19 protein-coding genes are annotated in these 24,493 nt (G+C 61.7%); 11 read left to right on the top strand and 8 right to left on the bottom strand.

Annotated features, from left to right (window positions below):
• Positions 1-259: 259 nt before the first annotated feature.
• Positions 260-1,213 carry a GlxA family transcriptional regulator gene (locus VMP31_RS16105; RefSeq protein WP_325508714.1) on the bottom strand — a complete coding sequence of 318 codons (954 nt, stop codon included), beginning with the start codon at positions 1,211-1,213 and terminating at the stop codon, positions 260-262.
• 118 nt (positions 1,214-1,331) lie between these two features.
• Here VMP31_RS16105 and VMP31_RS16100 point away from each other — a divergent pair, with 118 nt between their 5' ends.
• From VMP31_RS16100 to VMP31_RS16080, 5 genes are all read left to right on the top strand, one after another.
• Positions 1,332-1,802: a nuclear transport factor 2 family protein gene (locus VMP31_RS16100; RefSeq protein WP_325508712.1), complete on the top strand. Its 471-nt coding sequence runs from the start codon at positions 1,332-1,334 to the stop codon at positions 1,800-1,802.
• A gap of 52 nt (positions 1,803-1,854) precedes the next feature.
• Positions 1,855-2,157, top strand: a complete 303-nt coding sequence (locus VMP31_RS16095) for a GIY-YIG nuclease family protein (RefSeq protein ID WP_325508711.1) — start codon at positions 1,855-1,857, stop codon at positions 2,155-2,157.
• A gap of 253 nt (positions 2,158-2,410) precedes the next feature.
• Positions 2,411-2,593 carry a type II toxin-antitoxin system HicA family toxin gene (locus VMP31_RS16090; protein WP_325508710.1) on the top strand — a complete coding sequence of 61 codons (183 nt, stop codon included), beginning with the start codon at positions 2,411-2,413 and terminating at the stop codon, positions 2,591-2,593.
• Positions 2,594-2,684: 91 nt separating this feature from the next.
• The gene (locus VMP31_RS16085; protein ID WP_325508709.1) at positions 2,685-3,089 is read left to right on the top strand and encodes a type II toxin-antitoxin system HicB family antitoxin; all 405 of its coding nucleotides are present in this window, start codon (positions 2,685-2,687) and stop codon (positions 3,087-3,089) included.
• 138 nt (positions 3,090-3,227) lie between these two features.
• Positions 3,228-4,163 (top strand): glutathione S-transferase family protein, encoded by a 936-nt coding sequence (locus VMP31_RS16080; protein ID WP_325508708.1) that lies wholly within the window; start codon positions 3,228-3,230, stop codon positions 4,161-4,163.
• A gap of 46 nt (positions 4,164-4,209) precedes the next feature.
• Here VMP31_RS16080 and VMP31_RS16075 read toward each other — a convergent pair whose 3' ends face one another.
• From VMP31_RS16075 to yejK, 3 genes are read right to left on the bottom strand one after another with little or no spacing between them, the layout of a single operon-like run.
• Positions 4,210-4,527, bottom strand: a complete 318-nt coding sequence (locus tag VMP31_RS16075) for a glutaredoxin family protein (RefSeq protein ID WP_325508707.1) — start codon at positions 4,525-4,527, stop codon at positions 4,210-4,212.
• A 33-nt stretch (positions 4,528-4,560) separates the two neighbouring features.
• Complete coding sequence (locus VMP31_RS16070) at positions 4,561-5,388, bottom strand: hypothetical protein (RefSeq protein WP_325508706.1); 828 nt, start codon at positions 5,386-5,388, stop codon at positions 4,561-4,563.
• Between the two features lie 10 nt (positions 5,389-5,398).
• Complete coding sequence (gene yejK / locus VMP31_RS16065; protein WP_325508705.1) at positions 5,399-6,406, bottom strand: nucleoid-associated protein YejK; 1,008 nt, start codon at positions 6,404-6,406, stop codon at positions 5,399-5,401.
• 155 nt (positions 6,407-6,561) lie between these two features.
• Between yejK and VMP31_RS16060 the strand changes: the two genes are divergently transcribed.
• On the top strand, positions 6,562-11,532 hold the full coding sequence (locus tag VMP31_RS16060) for a tetratricopeptide repeat protein (RefSeq protein WP_325508704.1): 4,971 nt from the start codon (positions 6,562-6,564) through the stop codon (positions 11,530-11,532).
• Between the two features lie 21 nt (positions 11,533-11,553).
• Here VMP31_RS16060 and VMP31_RS16055 read toward each other — a convergent pair whose 3' ends face one another.
• Together VMP31_RS16055 and yjeH are read right to left on the bottom strand one after the other, a co-directional pair.
• A complete protein-coding gene (locus tag VMP31_RS16055; protein ID WP_325508703.1) occupies positions 11,554-12,882 on the bottom strand; it encodes a TAXI family TRAP transporter solute-binding subunit in 1,329 nt (442 codons plus the stop codon).
• Positions 12,883-12,956: 74 nt separating this feature from the next.
• On the bottom strand, positions 12,957-14,225 hold the full coding sequence (yjeH, locus tag VMP31_RS16050; RefSeq protein WP_325508702.1) for an L-methionine/branched-chain amino acid transporter: 1,269 nt from the start codon (positions 14,223-14,225) through the stop codon (positions 12,957-12,959).
• Positions 14,226-14,354: 129 nt separating this feature from the next.
• Here yjeH and VMP31_RS16045 point away from each other — a divergent pair, with 129 nt between their 5' ends.
• From VMP31_RS16045 to VMP31_RS16030, 4 genes are all read left to right on the top strand, one after another.
• Positions 14,355-14,774, top strand: a complete 420-nt coding sequence (locus VMP31_RS16045) for an Lrp/AsnC family transcriptional regulator (RefSeq protein WP_325508701.1) — start codon at positions 14,355-14,357, stop codon at positions 14,772-14,774.
• Positions 14,775-14,782: 8 nt separating this feature from the next.
• Positions 14,783-16,003 (top strand): exonuclease subunit SbcD, encoded by a 1,221-nt coding sequence (sbcD, locus tag VMP31_RS16040; protein WP_325508713.1) that lies wholly within the window; start codon positions 14,783-14,785, stop codon positions 16,001-16,003.
• On the top strand, positions 16,000-19,434 hold the full coding sequence (locus VMP31_RS16035; protein ID WP_325508700.1) for an AAA family ATPase: 3,435 nt from the start codon (positions 16,000-16,002) through the stop codon (positions 19,432-19,434). The genes sbcD and VMP31_RS16035 overlap by 4 nt, the downstream gene beginning before the upstream one ends.
• 90 nt (positions 19,435-19,524) lie before the next feature.
• Positions 19,525-20,811, top strand: coding sequence for an AarF/ABC1/UbiB kinase family protein (locus VMP31_RS16030; RefSeq protein WP_325508699.1), 1,287 nt, complete (start codon positions 19,525-19,527; stop codon positions 20,809-20,811).
• A 49-nt stretch (positions 20,812-20,860) separates the two neighbouring features.
• Here the strand turns inward: VMP31_RS16030 and VMP31_RS16025 are convergent, their stop codons facing one another.
• Positions 20,861-21,667 carry a substrate-binding periplasmic protein gene (locus tag VMP31_RS16025; RefSeq protein WP_325508698.1) on the bottom strand — a complete coding sequence of 269 codons (807 nt, stop codon included), beginning with the start codon at positions 21,665-21,667 and terminating at the stop codon, positions 20,861-20,863.
• A 230-nt stretch (positions 21,668-21,897) separates the two neighbouring features.
• On the opposite strand from VMP31_RS16025, the gene VMP31_RS16020 reads away from it, so the two are divergent.
• Positions 21,898-23,208 (top strand): choice-of-anchor I domain-containing protein, encoded by a 1,311-nt coding sequence (locus VMP31_RS16020; RefSeq protein ID WP_325508697.1) that lies wholly within the window; start codon positions 21,898-21,900, stop codon positions 23,206-23,208.
• A gap of 231 nt (positions 23,209-23,439) precedes the next feature.
• On the opposite strand, the gene rlmF is transcribed toward VMP31_RS16020, so the two are convergent.
• A complete protein-coding gene (gene rlmF / locus VMP31_RS16015; RefSeq protein WP_325508696.1) occupies positions 23,440-24,468 on the bottom strand; it encodes a 23S rRNA (adenine(1618)-N(6))-methyltransferase RlmF in 1,029 nt (342 codons plus the stop codon).
• Positions 24,469-24,493 lie beyond the last annotated feature (25 nt).

Genomic DNA, 24,493 nt, shown 5'->3' with positions numbered 1-24,493 from the left:
GCGTGCTTAATATTGCGTGGTTCGACAGGCTGGGATTAGTGCGTCTCTCATAACCTCAATCTCTCGAACCGCCCGGTGCGGACCCGCATGCCGGGTGGTGTGGCAGGGGAGCGGCCTGTGAAGGCCGTCCCCTATGCCGATGGGCACTGTCCCGCGGAACCGACTCTGTAGGGCGTACATGCCGCAGGCTTGTACGCCGTTGGGCAGTGGGGTGGACAAGGCTTGGCCATGTCCACCCTACTGCTTTGTACCGCGCGTCTTACGGTGTCTGGCGCATACGCCGGCGAAAGGCCCCAGGCGTTTCCCCGCACAACTGCTTGAACAGCTTGGCGAAGGTGGCGCGGTCGGCGTAGCCCACCTGGGCGGCGATCTGTTCCAGGGAGTTGGCAGGGTTGAGCAGGGCCTGTTGCGCGCTGCTGATGCGCAGGCGTTGCAGGTAGTCGTTGGGTGTCAGCCCGGTGCCGGCCTTGAAACGGCGCAACAGGGTACGTGGCGAGCAACTGGCCTGGTCGGCCAGGCGCTTGAGATCGATGCTCTGGCCCTGGTGGCGCTGCATCCATTGCAGCAAGGCGGCCAGCTGGCTGTCCTGCACGGGCTGGGTGGGCAGCAGCGGCGCATAGCGCGCCTGGCTGCCGCGCTGGCTATCGAAGACCAGGGCGTTGGCCACCTGCTGGGCCAGTTCGGCCCCCGCCTGCTGGCCGATCAGGTACAAACACAGGTCCAGCCCGGCCTGAGCTCCGCCCGAGCTGAGCAGGTTGCCGTCATGACAGAGCAGTTGCTCGATCTGCAGTTCCACCTGCGGGAAGCGCCGGCGGAACTGCCCGGCCAGGGCCCAGTGGGTGGTGGCGCGGCGGCCGTCGAGCAGGCCGGTGGCAGCGAGCAGAAAGGCGCTGCTGCACAGGCTGGCGAGCTGTTGGCTGGGCGGGCGCTGGGCCAGCCAGGGTAGCAGCGCGGCATTGCTGCTCAGGGTGCTATCGATGGCGCTGCCAGTGGCCGGCAGCAACAGGCAGTCGGCCGTGGCGGCCAGGCTCAGGTCGCCGTCGACGCGAACCCGGGCGAAGCCGAGATCGACCGCCTGGCCATCCAGGCTAAAGCGCTGTAGCTCGAACTGGGCTTGCCCGGACAGGCTGTTAGCCAAGGCAAAGGCATCCATGGCCATGCTCAGGCTGGAGCAGCGGGTTTGCGGGCAGACGTACAGGGCGATCTTCGGCATGGAAGTGGGCCGGGCAAAGAGTTTGGCGATTATTGACACAAAATTGTCTTTAGCGCCAATCGCACGCAGGCGCTTTTAGCGCAATACTCAACCCAGTCCCAACCTGGAGCCATACCCCATGCGCCATGCCAACGCCGAACTGATCACGCGTTTCTATCAAGCCTTCCAGCAACTGGATGCCGAGACCATGGCCAGCTGTTATGCCGAGGATGTGCGTTTCAGCGATCCGGTATTTACCGATCTGCGTGGTACGGACGCCGGTGATATGTGGCGCATGCTCTGCGCCAAGGCCCAGGGCTTTTCCCTGACCTTTGAGGGCGTGGCGGCGGACGAGTACTCTGGCCGGGCGCGCTGGGTCGCCACCTATGTGTTCAGCCAGACCGGCAAGACGGTGGTCAACCATATCGAGGCCAGTTTCGTGTTTCGCGACGGCAAGATAGTCGAGCATCACGACCGTTTTAACCTGTGGCGCTGGGCCGCCCAGGCCTTGGGTACTAAAGGCCGCCTGCTGGGCTGGTTGCCGCCGGTGCAGAACGCCATTCGCCAGCAGGCGGCCAAGGGTTTGGCGGCCTTTCAGAAGAATCGCTGAGGGCGTCTCTGTTAAGCTCGGCGGTCTTTCTTGCTGGCTGCGGATCTGCGTGATGCCCGACGTAATCTGTGTCGATACCCCTGCTGCTGCCAAACCCTGGTTTGTCTACTTGGTGCGGGCGGCCAATGGCGCGTTGTACTGCGGCATCAGCGACGATCCGCACAAACGTTTTGCCAAGCACCAGAGCGGCAAGGGCGCGCGCTTTTTCCATTCCAGTCCAGCGCAGGCGCTGGTCTACACCGAGGTCTGCGCCGGCAAGGGCGATGCCCTGCGCCGCGAGCGGGCGATCAAGGCCCTGGGCAAGGCGGCCAAGGAAGCGCTGGTTGCTGGCTGCACTGTGTTCACTCCAACGTAAAACCTTTCATTGCCTGAACACGTGACTGGCTGCCAAGCCTCATGCTGCTGGCCGTAAGTCGCTTTCCTTACGCTGAGTCCGCGCAAAAGAATCACACAAGGTCCTGTGGTGGTAGGGACGGTTCTCTCCTCGGTTTCCTTCTTGAGTGGTTTTTGTTGGTTTGCGGGGCCGTGTGTGTCGTGCGGTGATAGGTGGACGATCATCTATTCAGTGTGTACTGTACACATTATGTGTGTGCGAAAAGGACAGCCGGATGCGAAGCAGGGAGGTGATTGAGTTGCTAGAGGCGGATGGGTGGTACGAGGTGGCGGTAAAGGGGAGTCACCACCAGTTCAAACATCTAACCAAGCCTGGGCGGGTGACGGTTCCACACCCTAAGTCGGAGATACCCAAAGGGACGCTGCATAGCATATTGAAAACCGCTGGTCTCAAGTGAGGCCAGCAGCCCCTCTCAAGTGTTCGGCCCGTTGTGTTATCTGGGGCTGCTACGGCGCAGCCCCTTAGTTAAATCGTTAGAGGTTCAGGAAATGAAATTTCCAGTCGTACTGCACAAAGACGCTGATTCGGATTACGGGGTGGTCGTGCCCGATGTGCCGGGCTGTTTTTCGGCAGGAGCTACTGTTTCGCAGGCACTGGAAAATGCGCAGGAGGCGTTAGCCCTGCACTTTGAAGGGTTGGTGGCTGACGGTGATGCATTACCCCAGGCGCAAGAAGTAGACGTGCATCTGGCTGATCCAGACTATGCAGGAGGGGTATGGGCTGTCATCGATTTTGACGTGACGCCCTACCTGGGTAAGTCGGTTAGATTCAACGCCACCCTGCCGGAAAACCTGTTGCAGCGCATTGATGATGTGGTGAAAAAAGATCACCGCTATGCGTCCCGCTCTGGTTTTCTGGCTACAGCTGCATTGCGAGAGCTGTCGGTAGGGTGAGCTTATCTACGCTGTGTAGAGACCGCCTGGCGACTGCTGTTATCGCTGCGGCTGATAACGCGCCATCAGCCTAGGCAGGTAGGCCGCAGCGCTGTGCAGGGTTAAGCTGGGGTCTTACCTACAGTGGCGGAGCCCGTTATGCATGAGTTGATCCTGCACCATTACCCGACTTCACCCTTTGCCGAAAAGGCCCGCCTGATGCTGGGCTTCAAGCAGCTGTCTTGGCGCTCGGTGATGATCCCGCCGATCATGCCCAAGCCGGACCTGACCGCCCTGACCGGCGGTTACCGCAAGACCCCGGTGCTGCAGGTGGGTGCCGATATCTATTGCGACACCGCGCTGATCGCCCGCCGCCTGGAGGCGGAGAAATCCACCCCGGCGCTGTTCCCGGAAGGCCAGGAATTCAACGTTGCCAGCTTCGCCCTGTGGGCCGATACCCAGGTATTTCTGCACGCGGTAAGCCTGGTGTTCCAGCCAGAATCCATCGCGGCGCGCTTCGGCAAGCTGCCGCCGGAGTTTCTCAAAACCTTTGTGGCTGATCGTTCGTCGTTGTTCAGTGGTGGCCTGGCCACGCGTATTCCGCTGGAAGTGGCCAAGCACCAGTGGCCGACCCTGATGACGCGGCTGCAACAGCAGCTTGAGCGCGAGGCGGGAGACTTTTTGTTCGGCGAGCCGTCGCTTGCCGATATATCCATGGCCCATCCGCTCTGGTTCCTGCGTGGCACTCCAGTAACCGCAGGGCTGGTCGATGACTACCCGGCAGTGGCCACCTGGCTGGCCAGGGTGCTGGATTTCGGTCACGGTTCGTTCAGCGACATGAGTGGCGAAGAGGCTGTGGCCATTGCCCGCGACGCCAGCCCGGCGGCTCTGCCGGAGCAGGCTCTGGTCGACCCCAATGGCTTTGCCGTCGGCCAGCAGGTGGCAATTTCCGCCATTGATTACGGCGTCGATGCGGTGGAAGGGGAGCTGGTATTCAGCGGCGCTGAAGAGCTGATCCTGCGCCGCGAGGATCCCCGCGCTGGCACCGTGCATGTGCACTTCCCGCGTATGGGTTTTGCCATCAGGGCGTTGTAAGCGCCAACAACAGGCGGCGTGCCGGGCTGGTGGGCGCGCCGGGCTTTCAGTAAGCGGCGCGCATAGCCTGCGGGTTGTAGCCGTGAATAAGGGTGCCCTTGATATTCAGCAGGGGCACGCCGCGCCCGCCCAGGGCCTTGAAGCGCGCATGGCCGGCGGCATCCTTCTCGATATCGACTTCGCGGTAGGCCACCCGGTCGGCCGCCAGCTGCTCGCGCGCCTTGGCGCAGTAACCGCACCACTGGGTGGCGTACAGCACCACCTCGCCTGGTCGATTGGCCTGCGCCGGCTGCAGCCAGTTCTGCAGTTTGTCCCAGTTCTGATAGAGCGCCAGACAGGCCAGCAACAGGGTGATTTTCTTCATGGACGTTCCTTGGTCTCTGGGCTCGTGGGGCTGTTACGTCAGCTGCGCGCGTTGCAGTTCTGCCAGGCTGAACGGGGCCGGGCTGTCCGGCCAGTCCAGCTGTAGGTTTTCCAGCTCGCGGGCCAGCAGGCTCGCCACCAGCCAGTCGCGCAACCAGCGATGATCCGCCGGGATCACATACCAGGGCGCTGCCGGGCTGTGGCTGGCGCTTAGCTGTTCGACCCAGCGCTGCTGGCGCAGGTCATATTCACGGTAGCTCTGCAAATCGCTGACATGCAGCTTCCAGCGCTTGTGGGGTTTCTCAATCCGCTCGCTGAGACGCTGATGCTGCTCAGCCCTGGAAATATGCAGGAAGCATTTCAGCGGATGCAGCCGTTGCTCTGGCCACTGGTTTTCCAGGGCGGCAATCGCCTGTTGCCGCGCCGGCAAGTCGGCGGCGCTGCACAGCCCATCCAGCGGGTCGCTGATCAGGCCTTCGTAATAACTGCGGTTGAACACCCCGAGCAGGCCGAGGGCTGGCAGGCGGCGTTGGTAGCGCCAGAGAAAGTCATGGCGCAGCTCGCAGGCATCGGGTTGCACAAAACTGTGAATGCGCAGCCCTTGCGGGTCGAAGCTGCTGATCACCCGGCGAATGACGCCGTCCTTGCCCGAGCTGTCGGTGCCTTGCAGGATCAGCAGCAGGGCGTCGCGGCGATTGGCCCAGAGCATGCGCTGCTGGCGGTTAAGCCAGGGCCGCAGCTCGGCCATGGCCTGCTGGGCGCGGCATTTGTCCAGGCCGAAATCCCGCGCCGGATCTTCCCCGAAGGGGGCCGCCGGGTCACACAGGCAGGCGTCCAGCAGGGTGTCGGGCAGACGGGCCATGGCTGTTGCCTCAGCCCTTGCGGCGCTTAAGTTGATCGGTCAACTGCGTCGGCAGGTTGCGAATAACCAGGGTGTCGCTGCTTTCGTCATATTCGATCTTCGAACCCAGCAGGTGTGCCTCGAAGCTGATCGACAGGCCTTCGGCGCGCCCGGTAAAGCGCTGGAACTGGCTAAGGGTGCGCTTGTCCGCCGGAATCTCCGGCGACAGGCCGTAGTCCTTGTTGCGGATATGGTCGTAGAAGGCCTTGGGCCGCTCTTCATCGATCAGCCCCGAGAGTTCGGTGAGGGTCATGGGCTCGCCCAGCTTGGCCTGGCTGCTGGCGTAGCCGACCAGGGTCTTGGTCTTCTCGCGGGCCTGTTCTTCCGGCAGGTCTTCGCTTTCGACGAAGTCGCTGAAGGCCTTGAGCAGGGTGCGGGTTTCGCCCGGGCCGTCGACGCCTTCCTGGCAGCCGATAAAGTCGCGGAAGTATTCCGAGACCTTCTTGCCGTTCTTGCCCTTGATAAAGGAGATGTACTGTTTGGAGTTGGCATTGTTCTGCCACTCGGAAATATTGATCCGCGCCGCCAGGTGCAGCTGGCCCAGATCCAGGTGCTTGGCCGGGGTCACGTCCAGCGCCTCGTTCACCGCCACGCCTTCGCTGTGGTGCAGCAGGGCGATAACCAGGTAGTCGGTCATGCCTTGCTGGTAATGGGCGAACAGCACATGGCCGCCGGTGGACAGGTTGGATTCCTCCATCAGCTTCTGCAGCTGCTCCACCGCCTGACGGCTAAAGGCGGCGAAATCCTGACCGCCGTCGAGGTAATGCTTTAACCAGCCGCTGAAGGGGTAGGCCCCGGACTCTGCGTGGAAAAAGCCCCAGGCCTTGCCCTGCTTGGCGTTATAGCTCTCGTTGAGGTCGGCGAGCATATTCTCGATGGCCTGGGACGCGCCCAGCTCGGTGTCCCGGGCATGCAACACAGCGGGCGTGCCATCGGGCTTCTTGTCGATCAGGTGGACGATGCAGTGGCGGATCGGCATGGAGTACCTGGAAAGCAGATAGGGGAAAGGGTGACAGAGTTTACCTGAGCTGCCTTGCTAAGGTGGAGCGCCGCTTCGGTTCTGTTTCTGGCTTGAAACGCTGGAAATTGCTACATAGAGTGGAGTGAGTGATTTCTACGACCAAGGATGGGCCGATGTCTTCTATTGCTTCCAGTGTCACCCTTCTGGAACCCGCACAACTCGCGCAGCTTGAGTCCTTGATTGATCAAGGGCTCTTCCAGCAGGCGCATGCGCTCGCAGCTGTTCATGGGGACTACCGTCATTGGCGGGGCCCTGCTGCCATGGTGATGGCTTCGCGTCTATCCGCTCACCTTGGCGCTCCACGGCTGGGCGATATCCTGGCCTATCTTGGTTATCGACGTTATCCAGAAGCCGCTGAAACGCGTCTGCGTTACGCGCGTTATCTGCTCGCACGCCGCGGCCAGTTTCGCGCGTGGAGCTTTCTTCAACAGTTCGGCAACTGGATGCCAGAGCCCCCAGCGTTGCGTGCCGAGTGGCTTTCCTTTTCTGCCTACCTGTTTGCCCTGTTGCGCGACTTCACCCGCAGCGCTGCATGTAGCGAGCAAGCCATTGCCCTGTCACCGGAGGATCCATGGCTGTTAGTGGAGCGTGCTTATTGTCTGGAGCAGGAGGACCGTTTTACTGAGGCGCTTGGTTGTTGCGAGCAGGCCCTGCGCCTGGCACCTGGCTTACGGTCAGCGATCATCCAGGCGGCGCAGCTGGAGTGGCAGCTCAACCGTGAGGAGCAGGCGCTGGCTCGCTTGCGTAGTGGGGCTCAGGAATGTGAAAGCAGTGGCCTGTGCGCTCAACTGGTAGACCTGTTGATTGAGTGCGGTGAGTTGAACGAAGCCGAGCATTGGCTGGCACGTTCTGAGGCGCAATCACCCCTGTTGGAAAAAGGCTTGAGCCGTTGGTACGCCGGCAGACGCTGCGATATCGCTAGCCTGCGTGGTGCTTACGCATTGGCGGGCCAGTTGGCGTTGGAGGCCGGTGGACCTTTCTATAGTAAGGTCGCTGAGTATCTGGAAAACCCACAAGGGCGGCGATGTTTACTGCCAGTGAGTTTTGTTCGGCAGCACCATATGACCTGCGCCCCGGCGACGCTTACTGCACTCTCGGTATTCTGGGGCCGGCCGGTGACTCACTTGGAGGTTGCCGAGGAAATCTGCTACGACGGCACCTCTTACCAGGCTGAACGTGCTTGGGCTGAACGAAATGGTTGGTTGGTGCGTGAATTTACTGCTGATTGGGCCACCAGCTGCGCACTGATTGACCGTGGTCTGCCCTTCACCCTTTCTGTGCAATACACCGGCAGCGGTCACTTGCAAGCAGTGGTTGGCTACGACCAGCCGCGGGGAACCCTGCTTATTCGCGACCCTGGGTTACCGCAGTTCGGCGAGTGCCTGGGCGAGAGTCTGTTTACTGCGCAGCGTGCCTCGGGACCCCGTGGCATGTTGCTGCTGCCCGTTGAGCAGGCCAGTCGATTGGAGGGGCTGGAGCTTGCGGAGAGTCAGCTATGGGATATTTATTACCGGCTGCTCAGTGCCCTGGAGGTGCATCGTCGAGACGAAGCCTTGAGTGCATTCGAAGAATTGCGCGCCATTGCCGCAGAGCACCGTCTATGCCTCCAGGCACAGCGTGCCTTGGGCTGGTATGACGGTCGCGAGATGCAAGTGCTTGAAGCCACTGAAGCGTTATTGCAGCGCTTCCCAGATGATTCCAATCTGATTCTTTCCAAGGCCAGTTCACTGAGCCTACTGCAGTCGCGAGGTGTGCAGCTGGCATGGTTGGCACAGCACTGCCAGGCGCGATGGAGCGATCCGTTGATCCTTGTCCGGTATGCCAATTTACTGGGTGATGACGGCAGTCAGGGCGCCACTGTGCAGTATCTGCTGAGCCATGCTTTGCGCCAGGCTCCAGGGCAGGCCCCGGCATGGAACGCTTTGGCCAGCTTGCGCTGGGGTGAGGGGATGCGCGAGCAATCCTGCGAGCTGTATCGCTTTGCTGCCTGCCTGCACGCTACCAACGAGGGTTACAGCAACCAATACCTTCGTGCCCTGCGTTGCCTGGGGCGCACAGAGGAGGGGCTGCACTTCTTGCGCCAGCGTCAGCAGCAGCTAGGCGCTTTGGCTGCTGGCCCCAGCCTTACTCTGAGCGAATGCCTTGAAGAGTTGGGGGATGCTTATGCGGCTCGCCAGGTGCTGGAACAGGCCCTCACGCTGCGCCCGCGTGACCCGGATCTATTGCTTGGTCTGGCAGATTTTTATGGGCGTAATGGTGAACTTGAACTGAACCACCAGCTGCTGTTGCGGGCCGAGTCGTTGAGCCGGCGTGGTGCTTGGTTGCGTGCTGCCGTTATCTACAGCCAGCGCAGTGCAGGGGATCTTCAGCAGGCGCTGGTCTGGTGCCAGGAGGCGGCTGAACTTGAGCCATTGAATCTATCAGTGCATCGCCTTTATGCGCAGTTATTGAGGCAGTCGGCTGGCGAGGACGCCGTCGATACGTATGTGGATGCGCTTGCCATGCGCTTTGAACATCATGCCGGCATTGCTGAGTTTGCTGTTGAGCGGGCGCGGCGGCGCTCTCTCGAAGCCGCCGAGTCTGCTTTGCGCCGCCTTCTCCAAAGCCACCCGCAGAATGCCTGGGCGTTGCGCGAGTTAGCTGTGGTTTTGGCTCGGATGGGGCGTAGTGATGAGGCGCTGAGCATGTGCGTGCGGGCATTGGCTATTGATCCACAGGATACCTACTGCCACTCCACTCACGGTTTCGTTCTGTTGCAGGCTGGGCAGCGTGAGACGGCTCAGGAGGCCTTTCGCCAAGCGCTACAGCGCAGTGCGGACAATGATTACGCCAGCAATATGCTGCTCGATACCTGTGCTAGCCAGGACGATGCTGTGCAGTGTTTGGACTTCGTCCACGTCGAGCTAACTCGCCAAGTGACCTTTGGCGATGGTTGGCTGGCTTATCAGCAGCAGGCGCAAAAGCTCTTGGAACCGCAGGCAGTGTTAGACCAGCTTGGCGAGGCCTTGCGGCAACGCCCTGATCTTTGGCAGCTGTGGGTGGTGGTGGCTCGTCAACAGGTCCTTCAGGGGCATATCGAACAAGCCGAGGCGCTCTTGCAGTCTGCCGTTGAGCGCTTTCCACTGATGCCTCGTCTTGCACTGGAGCGCGCCCAACTGCAGAAAAGCCAGGGGCAACTCATCGAGTGCCGCGCGACGTTGCAAGATAGTTTCCGTATCAATCCCTTGTGGACACCGACTGTTCGCCTCTATGTGGAAAGCCTGCTGGATGAAGGAAATAACCTGGGCGAGGCCGAGGCTCTCTTACGCAGTGTGCTTAGCCGGGCACCAGACAACAGCGAGTTGCGCGCTTATCTGAGCTATGTACAAGGCGAGCGCGAGGCATACGGCGAAGCTGTTCTGGAGGCCGAACGTATTCTGCGCGATGAGCCAGGTAACGCCTGGGTGTGGAATCAGTTAAGGCGTTACAGCGCAGCATTAGACGATGCAGGGCACCCTTTGCGGCTTGCTTGCGAACTGGTCGTGTCGCGCGCCGGTGATGCGGATGCCTGGTTGGCATTGGCTGAGCATGAAGAGGACAGTTCCGGGCGCGAGCGCGCCTTGCGTGAAGCGTTGAAATTCAATCCACGCCACCGTGACGTACACGAAAAACTGTTGGATTTGCTGCTGAAAGCCGAGCGTTACGAGGAGTTGCATGAGCTGCTGGTGGCGCCCTGCTGGGGCGGCGCGACTCCGGTCGAGTTAGCGCTTTTCGGGCCGCGGGCCCTCTATAACAGCGGTAAACACGATGCCGCGATGGCAGACTTGCGGCAGTTACTTGCTCGCCACAGAAACAGTTTTGATGCATGGCGTGAGCTGGCTGATTGGCAAGATAACGCCGGTCATTACTCCGACTATGTCTCCTCGGCCAGGGAGATGGTGCGCCTGGAGCCTAAATTAGCCATTTCCCATGGTTTTCTTGGCCATGCGTTGTTGCTTAATGATCATGGCGAGCAGGCGTTACTGTCGTTCTCACAGGCTTTTAGCCTTGATCCCGGTTATAGCTTTGCCGGCCTTAATGAGTTCGACTTGCTGTTGAAGTACGGCCGTCGCGATGACTGTCGTTCTGTATTGGAGCGCCTGCTGGAGGTATCCAATCCTGCTCCGCCCTCGGTACTTTTAAGGGGCCTGGATTTCGCTCAGGCTTATGACGATCAACAACTTAAGCGGCGGGCTCTTGATCCGTTATGCCGGGATGCGATTAACGCCGAGGCTTGGGCTGATGTGCTCAAGAGGTTTGCCTCAGCAGATCGCGACCCTGAGTTGTGGGGCATTGTGGACCAGGCGGCTTCTGAAGGCGCTTTGCATCATGCTGCAGCGCTGTTCTGGTTAAAGCGCGAAGATGCTCGTTGGTGGCCTGGATCGCTGTGGAAAGGGTTTTGCAGGCTGCTGCTTAACGATTCCAGGCATGCGGCAAAGCATGCCATGTTGGATTTGCTGGCTGAGCGTGAAAATGCCAGCCACCTGCTGGTTCGCACACTGCGGGCCTGCCGTGAGGGGATGTGCAACGATGGCATGATTTGGGGCATGGCCAGCTACGCATTGGCTAATCAGGCTCAGTATTCTTCGATGCTTTATTGGTTATCGGATTGGGCGCAGCGTTCGGATATCCCCGAATGGGGGCTGAATAATCTGGCCTTGGGTTTGCGTGCGCTTGGGCGCGATGAACTGGCCGCGAGCGTATCCCATCGCTCGCTTGAGCATATGCCTGATAACTACGAAGCCATGGTCTGGCTCGCTACGGATGCTGCAAAAAAACAAGATATGGAGGCTTTGCGGGAGTGGCAATTGCGCTACCAGAGTGCACAGTTACGCCCTTATTTTGCGTGCATGCAGCATATTCTGGATGGCTATACCGAGGCCGTGACTCAAGGTGATAGCGCCCAGGCGGTCCGACACTTTGCGAATGCCAAAACAGTTGCTCAAGGTGGTAGACATAGCGCTTATCGGCGCTTGCGTCGTCATTTGGCGTACCGCTTGGCATTTGGTCGGTGTACCCCTGTCTTGCTGGCACCCTGGCGTTATGTGCAACTGCGTTTCGAGTAACTTGCTCCGTAGTAATGGCTTTTACTCAGGTGCTGCGCTGTTTTTCGCTTTAAGGCCGTGAAGCCGCTCAACGACATAGCGCAGATGTATATGCAGTTCGTACAGCTCACTGGAGTAGGACAGTGGCACTTCGACCTGCGCCAGCTCGTCTTCCAGGCGCTCCAGGCGGGCGATTTCGGTGTCCAGATCGTTTGGCAGCATGCCCTTGTACAGTTGCTGGTCGATCTCGCGCAGGTGCTTGTACCAGCGGTAGATGCGTGCGCGGATGCGCCACTGGTAGATCGGCCCCACGGCCTTGAACAGCGGGAACAACAACACCAACAGCGGAATGGCCAGGATGATATAGCGGTCGGCCAGCGAAGCGATGCGGAACGGCAGATAGCGCTGCAGGATCGGCAGACCCTTGTCGTAGTAGTAATCGGCCTCGCCGAGGGTGTTCAGCGACAGCGGCGGTTTGGCCGGATAACTGCCGGCCGGATCAAGCAGGCTGCCGTTTTTCAGCACGATTTTCGCTGCTTCGAGAATCAGCGGTGTGAGTGACGGGTGGAACTCCTCGCCGGCTACCAGGGTGGCAACCGGGCCGAGGGTGACGATGTCGCGGTCCGGGGTGTTGTGCGCCATGTCGAGCATGCCTTCGCCAACCTGCAGCTGGCTCAGGTACGGCAAGCGCGCCAGATAGGCTTCAGCGCGGCGCAGGCTGACCAAGTGCACCTTGGGTTCAGCCGCCAGACGTTGAATCAGCGCATTTTCCGCCGGGCCGATAAAAAAGGCCGCGTCCAGCTTGCCGGCAATCAGCGCATCGGCGGCGCGGTTGCCGCCCAGCTGTTGCCAGCGCTTGGGGTACTGCGCCGGTTCAATACGATTGGCGGCGAACAATGCCGCGGTCACCGCCTGGGTACCGCTGCCCTGGGAGCCGACAGCCAGGCGCAGTTTCATCAGATCGGCCAGGCGCTCGAACTTGACCTTATCGCCGAGAAACAGCCACAGCGGCTCGCGGTACATCACCCCCAGGCCGTTGAGCTTGCCGCGCGCCTCATCGCTCAGGGTCAGTTCCTGGCCGCTCTGTACCAGCGCCAGTTCCACTTCACCCTTCCCAAGTTTGCCCAGGTTGTCCTCGGAGCCTGCACTCTCAACCAGCTCCAGGGTAAAGCCCTGCAACTCCAGCTCGGCCTGCAGGCGCTCGCCAAACGCATGGTAGCCACCACCCACCGCGCCGGTCGCCATACGCGCATGCATCGGTGGCGGCGGCGCGGCGAAGTAGAACAGCGCGCCAACCAGCCCCGCAATTACCGGCACGATCCACAGGTTGGTAAGGATCAGGATTTTCAGGTCATGAAGAATGCGGCGCATGGTCAGTCCTTGTCATTAGCTGGGCTCAGGATAGCCGCAATGACTGATCAAGCTAAATGCCGAGTGTGTTCTGATCAGCTGCTTACGCCAGCCAGGCGCATGCTGCGCCGCTCGCGCCAGCGATCGAGTAACCCGAGCACCACCAGCAAGCCCAGGGCATACCCGGCATCCATACCCAGCATCAGCAGCACCAGGCTGCACAGCAGGCAGCTGAATGCGGCCAGAGCGCGCCAGATACCGCGCAGCAGTACCCAGCCGGCGGCCATGCTGAGCAGGTAGATAGCCACGAAGTTGCCGTTGGCGTAGCGGATCAGGTCGTCCACCGTCAGGTTGAGCACGCTGGCCAGGCTGGCGCACAGGGCGCAGCTGAGGATCACCAGCAAGAGTGCGCGGGCTGGCACACCGTGTTTATTGCGCTGGGCCAGGCTGATCGGCAGCTTGCCCTCGTCGGCCAGGCTCCAGATCAGCCGGGCGAAGCCCTGCATATAGACGTTCATCGAAGCGAAGCAGGCCAGATAGCCCACAGTGGCGGCGATCCAGCGTGCCTGGTCGCCCAGCAGCAGGTCGAGCATACGCGGCATGGATGCAGCATCGGTCTGCACATCGCCGTAGGTATGCAGGCTCAGCACCGCCACTGAACAGGCCCAGTACACCAGGCCGGCCAGCAGCACGCCAAACAGCAGGGCCAGGGGAAAGTCGCGCTCGGGGTTCTTGAATTCCTCGCCCATATGGGTAAAGGCCTCGATGCCGACAAAACACCAGAACATCACCCCCAGCGCCGCCGGTAGCAGATGCCAGGAACCGTTGATGGGTGGCAGCAGTGGCTGGCTGTTGACGGGCAAATCGCCCACCCACCAGATCAGCCCAATGGTGGCGATAATCGCCACGGCTATAGCGCCCTGAATCATCCCGCTGGCCTTGGCCGGGCGCTGGCCGAGCAACAGCATGGCGACGAGGGTGGCCAGTTGGATGGCCAGGGCCTGGCCACGGCTAAGATCGAACAGCGCCTGCCAAAAGCCGCTGGCGATATTCAGCGCCGCCGGCAACCCCACCGGTAGCACGGCGAGAAACAACAGCGCACTCAGCCGCTCCATCCGCGCACCGAAGGCGCGGCCGATCAGGTGCGGCGCGCCGCCGGCATGGGGGAAGTGGCGGCCCAGCTGGGCAAAGGTAAAGGCCACCGGCAGCACCAGGGCGATCAGCAGCATCCAGGCCCATAAAGACGCCTCGCCAGCAGCGGTGGCGGCCAGCGCCGGGATCACGAAAATCCCGGTGCCCAGCAGCGAGGTACTCAGCAGGCCAATCCCTTGTAGCAGGCCCAATTCCTGGTTCAGACGACTCATGTTGTATGCTCTGCGGTTTCGTTCGCCATGTTAAATCGCTCACCTAATTGCAGGCAGCTGGCGAAGCGTCGGCTTTCACCGACGAACTGGCGCAATTGCCCGTCAATTTGCCTTTTCCGAGAGCCCCGCGTGGACAAGTTTGATCAGCAGATACTCGCCCTGTTGCGCGCCGATGCGCGCTTACCCGTCAGCCAGATTGCCCGCGAGGTCAACCTGTCGCGTTCGGCGGTCAGCGAGCGCATTCGTCAGCTGGAAAACAGCGGCGTAATAAGCGGTTATCACGCCCAGGTGGCGGTGCCAGGCAATGGGGCGATCAAGGCCTATCTGGAACTGTTCTACCAGGGCGGGCGCTGCGAGCACTATGTCGAGCTGATGCGCGTGTTCCCCGAGGTGCGCCGTTGCAGCGGCATCAGCGGCGAGACCGATATGCTGGTGTCTATCGAGGCCGCGTCGATGCAACGCCTGAGCGAGATTCGCGGCGAGATCGAAAACTTTCCCGGTATGCAGAAAGTGAAGACCCATATGGTGGTCAAGGATTGGCAGTTTTGACTCAGCCCATGCGCATTCTGCACACCTCCGACTGGCACCTCGGCCAGCACTTTATGGGCAAGACCCGCCAGGCCGAGCACCAGGCCTTCTGCACCTGGCTGATCGAGCAGGTGCGCACGCAGGCCGTCGATGCCATGCTGATTGCCGGCGATATCTTCGACACCGGCGCGCCGCCCAGCTATGCCCGTGAGCAGTACAACCGCTTTATCGTCGAACTGCGCGCGACCGGCTGCGAGCTGGTGGTGCTCGGTGGCAATCACGACTCGGTGGCCATGCTAAGCGAGAGCAAGACGCTGCTGGCGCAATTGGGCACGCGGGTGATTCCGGGCGTCTGCGAGCAGCTGGATGAACAGTTGCTGGTGCTGCATCGGCGTGACGGCTTGCCCGGTGCGATTCTCTGCGGCATCCCCTTTATCCGCCCGCGTGATGTATTGCTGAGCCAGGCCGGGCAGAGCGCCCAGGACAAACAGCAGTCGCTGCAGCAGGCGATCCAGCAGCATTATCAGGACCTCTATGCCCTGGCCGAGGAAAAGCGTGCCGAGCTGGGCGGTGAGCTGCCGATTATCGCCACGGGGCATCTGACCACTGTGGGAGCCAGCGCCAGCGACTCGGTGCGCGAGATCTATGTCGGCAGCCTAGAGGCCTTTCCCACCAGCGCCTTTCCGCCGGCAGCCTATATCGCCCTGGGGCATATCCATCGGCCGCAGAAGGTCGGCGGCCTGGAACATATCCGCTACTGCGGCTCGCCGATTGCCTTGAGCTTCGATGAAGCCAAACAGCAGAAAGAAGTGCTGCTGGTTGATCTGGATAGCAGCGGCTTGCGCCAGATCACTGCGCTGCCGGTGCCGCGTTTTCAACCGTTGCTATCGCTGCGCGGCTCGCTTAAAGAGCTGGACGTGCAGATCAAGCAAGCGGCAGAGCAGGGCAGCGCCGAGCAGCCGGTATGGCTGGAAGTGCTGGTCGGCACCGACGATTACCTGAGCGATTTGCAGCTGCGTATCGCCGCGCTATGCGAGGGCTTTCCGGTGGAGGTGCTGCGTATTCGCCGCGAGCGCGGCAATGCCAGCGCCAGCCTGCCGGGCCAGGCCAAGGAAACTCTGGATGAGCTAAGCGTCGAGGATGTTTTCGCCCAACGCCTAAGTAGCGAAAGCCTGGATGACACCGAGCAGCAGCGCCTGCTGGGGTTGTATCAGCAAGTAGTCAGTGAGCTGCGCGAGGGCGAGGCATGAAGATCCTTAGCCTGCGTCTGAAAAACCTTAATTCGCTGAAAGGCGAATGGAAGATCGATTTCACCGCCGAACCATTCAAGGACAACGGCCTGTTCGCCATTACCGGGCCGACTGGCGCGGGCAAAACTACGCTGCTCGACGCCATCTGCCTGGCCCTGTACCACCGCACCCCGCGGATGAATACGGTGTCGGCCAGTGCCAATGAGCTGATGAGCCGACATACCGCCGACTGTCTGGCCGAGGTCGAGTTCGAGGTCAAAGGCGTCGGCTACCGCGCCTTCTGGAGCCAGCGCCGCGCCCGCGATAAAGCCGACGGTGCGCTGCAGGCACCCAAGGTCGAGCTGGCCGCTGCCGATGGCCAGATCATCACCGACAAGATCAACGAGAAGCTGCGCGAAACCGAGCGCCTGACTGGCCTCGATTTCGAGCGTTTTACCAAGTCCATGCTGTTGGCCCAGGGCGGTTTTGCCGCCTTTCTCGAGGCCAATGCCAACCAGCGCGCTGAGCTGCTGGAAGAACTGACCGGCACCGATATCTACGGGCAGATTTCCCAGCGGGTGTTTGAGCAGTGCCGTGAGGTCAAGGTCGCCCTTGATCAGCTACGCGCCAAGGCCGAAGGCGTCGAACTGCTCAGCGAAGAGCAGCGTATTGAGCTGCAAGCCCAAGCCGAACAACTGGCTGTTGATGAAGCCGCCTTCGGCGCACAGCAAGCCGAATTGCAGCGCCAGCGCCGCTGGTGTGAGGACCTGAGCAAAACCCAGGCTCAGTTGCACGCCAGCCAGCAGGCCGAGCAGGCGGCGCAGCAGGATTTACAACTGGCCCAGCCGCAGCTGGCGCAACTGGCCGCCAGCGAACCGGCACTGCGTTTGCAGCCGCTGCACCATGACTGGCAGCAGGCCCACCAGAGCCTGACGCAGACTGAACAAGGCCTGCAGCACAATGCCGGCGAGCAGCGCCAGGTTGAGCAGGCTATTGCCGAGCACAGCTGGCAGGCCCGCGAACTCAGCGCCTTGCTGCTTGCCGATTGCCAGGCGCAGCGCCAGCAGTTGGCCGAGCGCCTGCAGCAGTTGCAGCAACAACTGGCCGCGCAGCCGCAGCATGGCCGTCTGGGTGAGCAGTTGGGCAGCTGGGGCGAGCAGCTTAAGGCGCGCCAGCAATTGGCCGGGGACATCGCCCAGCTGCAACTCAGCCAGCAGCAGCTACAAGACAGCATCGCCGCGCTGCAGGCGCAGCTGAGCCAGCAAACTGAGCAGCTCGGCAGCGAACAGATTCGCCTGCAGCAGGCCCGCGAGCAGGCAGACACCGCGCAGCAGCAACAGCAGGCGCTGCTGGCCGGGCGCAGTGAGGCGGCCTTGCGTGAGCGCTGGCAGCAGCTGCATATCCAGGGCGGCCTGCTGACTCAGCTGGGCGAATTGGCCACGGCCGGGCAGCGCCTGACGGTCGAACAAACGCAACTGGCCGGCACCCTGGTGGTATTGCGCGAGCAGCATCAGACCAAGGGTGCCGAGGTGGCGCAGTTGCGCCTGAGCTACAAGGACTTGCAGCAGCAGGTGCAGGCCCAGGAAAAACTGCTGGAGCAGGAGCAGCGCATCCAGGCCCTGGAAGCCCATCGCGGCCAGCTGCAAGCTGGCGAGGCCTGCCCATTGTGCGGCTCCGAGTCGCACCCGGCGATCAGCGCCTATCAGGCCCTGGATGTTTCGGCGACCAAGGCGCTGCTCAACAGCAAGCGCAACGAGCTTGAGGCCCTGACCGAACAAGGCCGGCAACTGGCTGGCGAACTGGAAAAACTCGCCGCGCGCCTGGAACAGCAGGAGCAGCAGCTGGAGCGTGGCCAGCAGACCCAAGCCGAGCAGGGCGAACGCTGGCAGGCGCTTAGCGCGCAGCTGGAAAGCCCGTTGGCCGATGCCGTTGCCCTGGCTAAGCAGCAGGCGCAGCAGAGCAGTGAGCTGCAACAGCTGCAGCAGCAACTTGAGCAGCTGCAACAGCTCAATAGCAACCTTGAACAGCGTCAGCAGGCGCGGCTGAGCCTGCAGCAGTTGTGCGGCGAGCTGGAACAGCAGCAGGCGCTTAATCGTCTGCAACTGCAGCAACGCCAGGAGCAGGCCGAGCAAGGCCAATTGCGCCTGCAGCAGTTGCAGGGTGTTGCTGATGAACGCACCGCTAGCCTAAGCCAAGCCCTGGCGTCGTTCGGCTATCAGCTGCCGAACGACGCCAGCGTTTGGCTGGCCGAGCGCCAGGCCGAGTGGCAGCGCTGGCAGCACAATCAGCAGCAAAGCCTGGATTTACAGCGCGAGCTAAGTGAGCTGGACCATGGCCTGCAGAGTGCAGCTCAGTTGTCTCAACTCTGGCAGCAGCGTTGGAGTACCCTGAATCTGGCCGAACAGTCGGCCTTGGCCAAGCCCGCCGATGCTCAGGCGGCCTTGCAGCAGGCGCAGGTTCAGCTGGAAGAGACGCAGCGCCGTCAGCAGCAGTTGGCTGGTAGTCGCCAGTCTTTGGTCAATCGCCTGCAGGAGGAACAGTTGCGTCTGCAGCAGGCCGAGCAGCAGTGGACGGCGGCTCTGGTCGCCAGTCCCTTTAATGCTGAAGCCGATTATCTAGCTGCCCTGCTGGATGAGGCGCAGCGCGCTGCGTTGCAGCAACTGCGTCAGCGTCTGGACAAAGCCCTGAGTGATGCCCAGGCCCTGGCAAGTGCCGCCGCTCAGCAATTGGCCGCGCTACAGGCCAGCCCGGCAACCTCACTCGATCTTGCGCAGCTGGACGAACAGTTGCTCGCCCTTAACGCCCAACTAAAAGCCCTAAGCGAGCACCAGGGCGAAATCCGCGCTCAGCTGCAGGGCGATGATGCGCGCCGGCAAGGTCAGCAAAACCTGTTTGCCGCGATCAGCGCCAAGCAGGGTGAATACGATCTGTGGCAGCAACTTAACAGCCTGATCGGCTCGGCCGATGGGGCCAAATACCGCAAGTTCGCTCAGGGCCTGACCCTGGATCATCTGGTCTACCTAGCCAACCAGCAGCTCGAACGCCTGCACGGTCGCTACCAGTTGGCGCGGCGTAGCAGTGGCGAACTGGAGCTGGAGGTGATCGACACCTGGCAGGCCGATGCAGCGCGTGACACCAAGACCCTGTCTGGCGGTGAGAGCTTTCTGGTCAGCCTGGCGTTGGCCTTGGCGCTGTCCGATCTGGTCAGCCACAAGACCAGTATCGACTCGCTGTTTCTCGATGAAGGCTTCGGTACCTTGGATGGCGAAACCTTGGAAGTGGCCCTGGATGCCCTGGATAACCTCAATGCCAGCGGCAAGATGATCGGCGTGATCAGCCATGTCGAGGCGCTCAAGGAGCGCATCCCCGTGCAGCTGAAAGTGCACAAGGGCGTCGGCATGGGTTACAGCGGCCTGGATAAGCGCTTTGCGGTCAAACCACGGGAGAATTGATCCCAGTGTTGGGTTTGCCATGCAGGTTAATGCTTGGTCTCAGTCAGGCGCAGGCGCATGATCGTGCTTCACTCGAACGAGTATTGCCGCATGGCCAAGCCTCCCGCTGTACCTCCTTCTGCCTCTGCGCTGGGGCGCTTTCTTACCCTGGCCGGCACCGCTACGCGCATTGGTGGTGGCCTGCTGGGGCAAAGCCTGCGGCCAGGGCGTAGCGGCATCGACTGGCAGCCGGTGGGCGACCTGCTCGGCGATGTGCTGGGGGAGATGAAAGGCCCGGTACTCAAACTCGGGCAGATGGCGTCGCAGTGGCAGGACATCCTCCCCGAGCCCGTGGCGGCGGCCCTGGGCCAGCTGCAGAACCGCGTACCGGCCTTGCCCTTCAGCGCTCTGCAGGGCCATTTGCAGCAGGTGTATGGCGCGGACCTGGGGCAGTTCTTTCAGCATATCGACGAGCAGCCCTTTGCTGCCGCCTCCCTGGGCCAGGTGCACCGTGCGGTGGCCCTGGATGGTCGGGCGCTGGTGCTCAAGGTGCAGTACCCCGGAATTGCCGAGATCTGCGCGGCGGATCTGCGCCAGCTGCGCCGTTTGCTGCCGTTGGGGCGCTTGTTCCGTGCACCGGCCAAACAGCTGGAAGGGGTGTACCAGGAGCTGGTGGCGGTGATCACCGCCGAGCTCGATTACCCCGCCGAGATGCAGCGCCTGCAGCGTTTTCGCCAGCACTTCGCCGACTGGCCAGGCTTGCGTCTGCCGCAGCCCCAGGAAGACCTTTGCCGGCCTGGGGTGCTGGCCCTGAGCGAGGAGGCTGGCTTGCCCTTTGCCGAGGTCAGCCAGGCCAGTGCCGAAGTGCGCGAGCGTTTGGCCCTGACTTTGGTGCGTTGGCTAAGTGCCCAGGCCTTTGAACTGGGCCTGCTGCATGCCGACCCGCACCCCGGCAACTTCGCCTATACCACCGCGGGTGAGTTGGTGGTGTATGACTTCGGCTGTGTGCAGGAACTCTCTGCAGAATTGCTGGCCGCTTACACCCAGACCTATCAGGCCCTGCAGGCGCGCGACGGCGAACAGCTGGAAAGCGCCTTCCAGGCCCTCGGCACGCGCCAGCCGCAATCGACCACGCCTTATGGCTTGTACCGTCAGCTGCATGGTCTGCTCGGGCCGTTGTTGCAGCCCGGTGCGCACTGGGATTTTGCCGCCACGCCCTTGCATGAGCAGATCCAGCGTCTGCTGCCGGATGTACTGGGGGCGCTCGGCAGCCTGCAACCGGCCCCGGCCACCTTGCTGGTCAACCGCACGCTGGAAGGGCATTACTGGAATCTCAGCCGCCTGGGCGTGGCGCTGCCGGTGGCCGATTTGCTGCAGGTGCAGATGGCCACCCGCTGAGCTGCCGATAGGGCTGCTTAGGGGTTGCGGCGGGTGACAAGACTGGGCGCTAACGTATCAGTGGCTCATCGGGCAGTGCGTCGGGGACTTCCAGCTGATAACGGCCCTGTTGCAGATCGTCGAAATAGCGCTGGTAGCGCCCGCTGTCGCGGTAGTGCTGCAGGCGTTTGTTGAAACGTTCGAGCAGCGCCGGGCTGCCTTCCAGGCTTTTTGGCAGCATCAGGTAGCTGAGGTTGACCAGCAAGGGTTTGGGGTGATGGGTGATCTTGGCCATATCGGCGTCGCTGAAGTGGTTACGCAGGGCGGCATAGCCCACGTTGATTTCCTGCGGATAGAGCACCACCCGCTCCTTGAGCAGTTTCTCGAAGTTCTGCAGATCGCTGGAAACCCGCTCCATTTTCACCTTGCCCTCGGCGAGAAAGGCGTCGAAGTCCGGGCCGTAGCTGTATTCCAGGCCGCCGCCCAGGGTCATGCCGGTGAGGTCGTCAAAGCGCTGCCAGTCAAAGGGCAGGCTTTTCAGGTGAAAGAACACGAACTGTTCGTCGAGCAGCGGCGCGCTGAAGAGAAAATCTGTCTCGCGCTCGGCCTTGTGCATCCACACCGCGCTGGCATCGAAACGCCCCGCCGCAGCGGCGGAATAGGCGCGGGGCCAGGGCAGAAACTGGAACTCGACGCGATAACCTTCATCGGCGAACAGGTCGCTGATCAGGTGGGCGACCACGCCGTTATGTTTCAGCTCGCTGGACAAATAGGGCGGCCAGTCGCCGACGCTGATATTGAGCACGCGCTGTCCACTGGCCTGGGCCGCCAGGCTCGGCAGTAGGCACAGTGCGACGAACAGGTTCTTCCACTTCATTAAAACCCCTTAGTTGCAACCGGGATTACGACGATGCATCTGGTAGTGGCGCAGTATTACCACCTCGGTGGCAAGGATGAAATGCCATCAATACTTCATCAAAGCGTCATTCTGTGGGTGAAGACTGCTGCGGATTTGTTCAATCCCCCTGTCTTTGCATAAGGATAGTTGCTGTGCTGCGAGTCCCTGCGTTTTGTGCGCTTTTAGCCCTGGCTCCGTTGGTTACGGCAATGGAGCTGAAGCCTCTTGCGTTGTACCGGAGTGGCTTTGCCGCCGGCACCGAAATTGTCAGTGTGCAGGCCTCGAGTATGCGCGTGATTGTTTCCAACAGCGCAGAAGGGCTGGTGGATATTCTGCAACTCGACCCGGCCAAGGGCCTCAATCGCATCGCCCGCCACAGCCTGGTGGCGGCAGGCGCGGGGGAAATTACCTCGGCAGTTTTCCACCCCAGCGAAGACCTGTTCGCCGTTTGCATCCGCAACAGCGATGGCCTGAAAAACGGCCGGGTCGAGTTCCGTGCGGCGGCCGATGGCAAGTTGCTCAACACTGTGGAAATTGGCATCTGGCCGGACAGCCTGGCGTTTTCGCCCAAGGGTGATTTTGTCGTGGTGGCCAACGAAGGCGAAGGCTATGTGCGCGACGGCGAGGGTTTGCGCAGTGGTGAAGGGTCGATCAGCCTGATCGACCTGCGCGGTGGCGTGGTGGCGGCCAAGCACAGCCTGATCACGCTGCCGGACCTGGCCGGCCTCGAGGGCGCGACCCAGGCCGAGCACCAGCGTCTGCTGGAGCGGGAAATCGACGGTGAAGAGCTGAAAGTGCCCTTCGGTACCAGCCCGGAGCATATCGAGCCGGAATACGTGACCTTCAGCCCCGACGGCGCGCGCGCCTATGTCAGCCTGCAGGAGAACAACGCAATTGCCGTGGTTGATGTGCTGCAAGGCAAGCTGGACAAGGTGTTTGGCGTTGGCACCGTGCGTCATGCCGCGGATATCGTCGATGACGGCAAGTATGAGCCGACTGCCGAGCTGTTCGCCCTGCGCGAGCCGGATGCCCTGGCGGTGAGCGCCGATGGCCGCTACCTGATCAGCGCCGATGAGGGCGATACCGACCCGAAAATCGCCAAAACCAAGGCCGGCCTGCCCAGCGGTGGTGGGCGTACGGTCAGCGTGTTCGACGCCATAAGCGGCAAGTTGCTCGGCGATACCGGCAGCCAGCTCGATGATATGGCCGCCGAGGCCGGCGTTTACCCGGATGTACGCAGCCCGAACAAAGGCAGTGAGCCAGAAGGTGTGGTGAGTTTTGATGCCTTTGGCAAACGCCTGGCGGTGGCTACCCTGGAGCGCGCCGATGCCCTGGCCCTGATCGACCTGGACCAAGCGGCGCAACCCAAGGTGCTGCAGGTTATCGGCACCGGTGAAGGCGCAGGTTCCGGCCTGTTGGCACCGGAAGGTCTGGCCCACGTTGAACACAACGGTCGGCATTTCCTCGTCACCGGCCTGGAGAAGAGCGGCAACGTCGCGCTGTTCGAATTGCTCAAGTAAGACGCAGCAGTCTGACCCTGTAGGGTGCGCCGGCGCACCACGCGTTCGTGGGTGCCGAGGCACACCCTACCTAGATTTTCCAGGCCGCCAGTTCCCTGTCAACGCTGGCCCCACTAGAGTGTGCAGCGCAATTCTGCGCGTATCCGGATGCAATCCGGGGCGCTTTGCTGGCCGTAGCTCTGTTCCCGGATTACATCCGGGCTACGTTAAACGCGCTATCGCGCTGCCATCCTACGACCAGCGTGCTTTGCGCCAGCTCTGTTGCTGCTCGGGCGGCTGGAAGGTCCAGGCGACAAAGCGGCTCTGCTTCTGCCCCTGGGCCATTTCCACGGTTTGCACTTGCAGCGCACCGGCCTTTTTCAGGGCGCTATAAACGCTCGGCAGGTTGCCGGCCTTGGAAATCAGGCTACTAAACCACAGCACCTGCTGGCCGACCTCGACACTTTCCGTGATCAACTGGCTGACAAAGGCCACTTCGCCACCCTTGCACCACAGCTCCGCCGCCTGGCCGCCAAAGTTCAGCACCGGCAGTTTGCGCTTGGGGTCGAGTTTGCCGAGGTTGCGCCATTTGCGTTTGCTGCCGCTGCTGGCTTCTTCCGCGCTGGCGTGGAAGGGCGGGTTGCACAGGGTCAGATCGAAGCGCTCATCGCGTTGCAGCAGCCCTTGGAAGATATGCGAGCTGTCGCTCTGCTGGCGCAGCTCGATGGCTTCGCTCAGCCCCGGGTTGGACTGCACGATGGCCTTGGCCGAGGCGATGGCGCTGGCGGCGATGTCCGTACCGAGAAACTGCCAGGCATATTCGCGGTTACCCAGCAGCGGGTAGATGCAGTTAGCCCCCACACCAATATCCAGCGCCCGCACCTGGGCGCCGCGCGGTATCTCGCCGCCATTGCTGTTGGCCAGCAGGTCGGCCAGGTAATGCAGGTAATCGGCGCGGCCGGGGATCGGTGGGCACAGATAATCCGCCGGAATATCCCAATGATTGATGCCATAGAACTGCTTGAGCAGCGCCCGGTTGAACACCTTGACCGCCGCCGGGTTGGCAAAGTCGATGCTCTCATTGCCATAGGGATTGATGATCACAAAGGCCGCCAGCTCGGGGCTGGTCTTGATCAGCGCGGGGAAGTCATAGCGCCCCTGGTGGCAATTGCGCGGGTGCAATTGGCCCTTGGCCGTATCGGGCGCACCGGTGCTGGGCTTGTTCGGGACAGGGCTCGGTGCGGTGGGTTTACGGCTGGGGCGTTTCGGCGGCAGGGACATGGCAGGCGGATCTAAGGCTTGGGGG

This window comes from Pseudomonas sp. (genome assembly GCF_035512415.1).
GTDB lineage: Bacteria > Pseudomonadota > Gammaproteobacteria > Pseudomonadales > Pseudomonadaceae > Aquipseudomonas.
The sequence above is the reverse complement of the archived record's forward strand: the minus strand, read 5'-3'. Positions and strand labels throughout refer to the sequence as shown.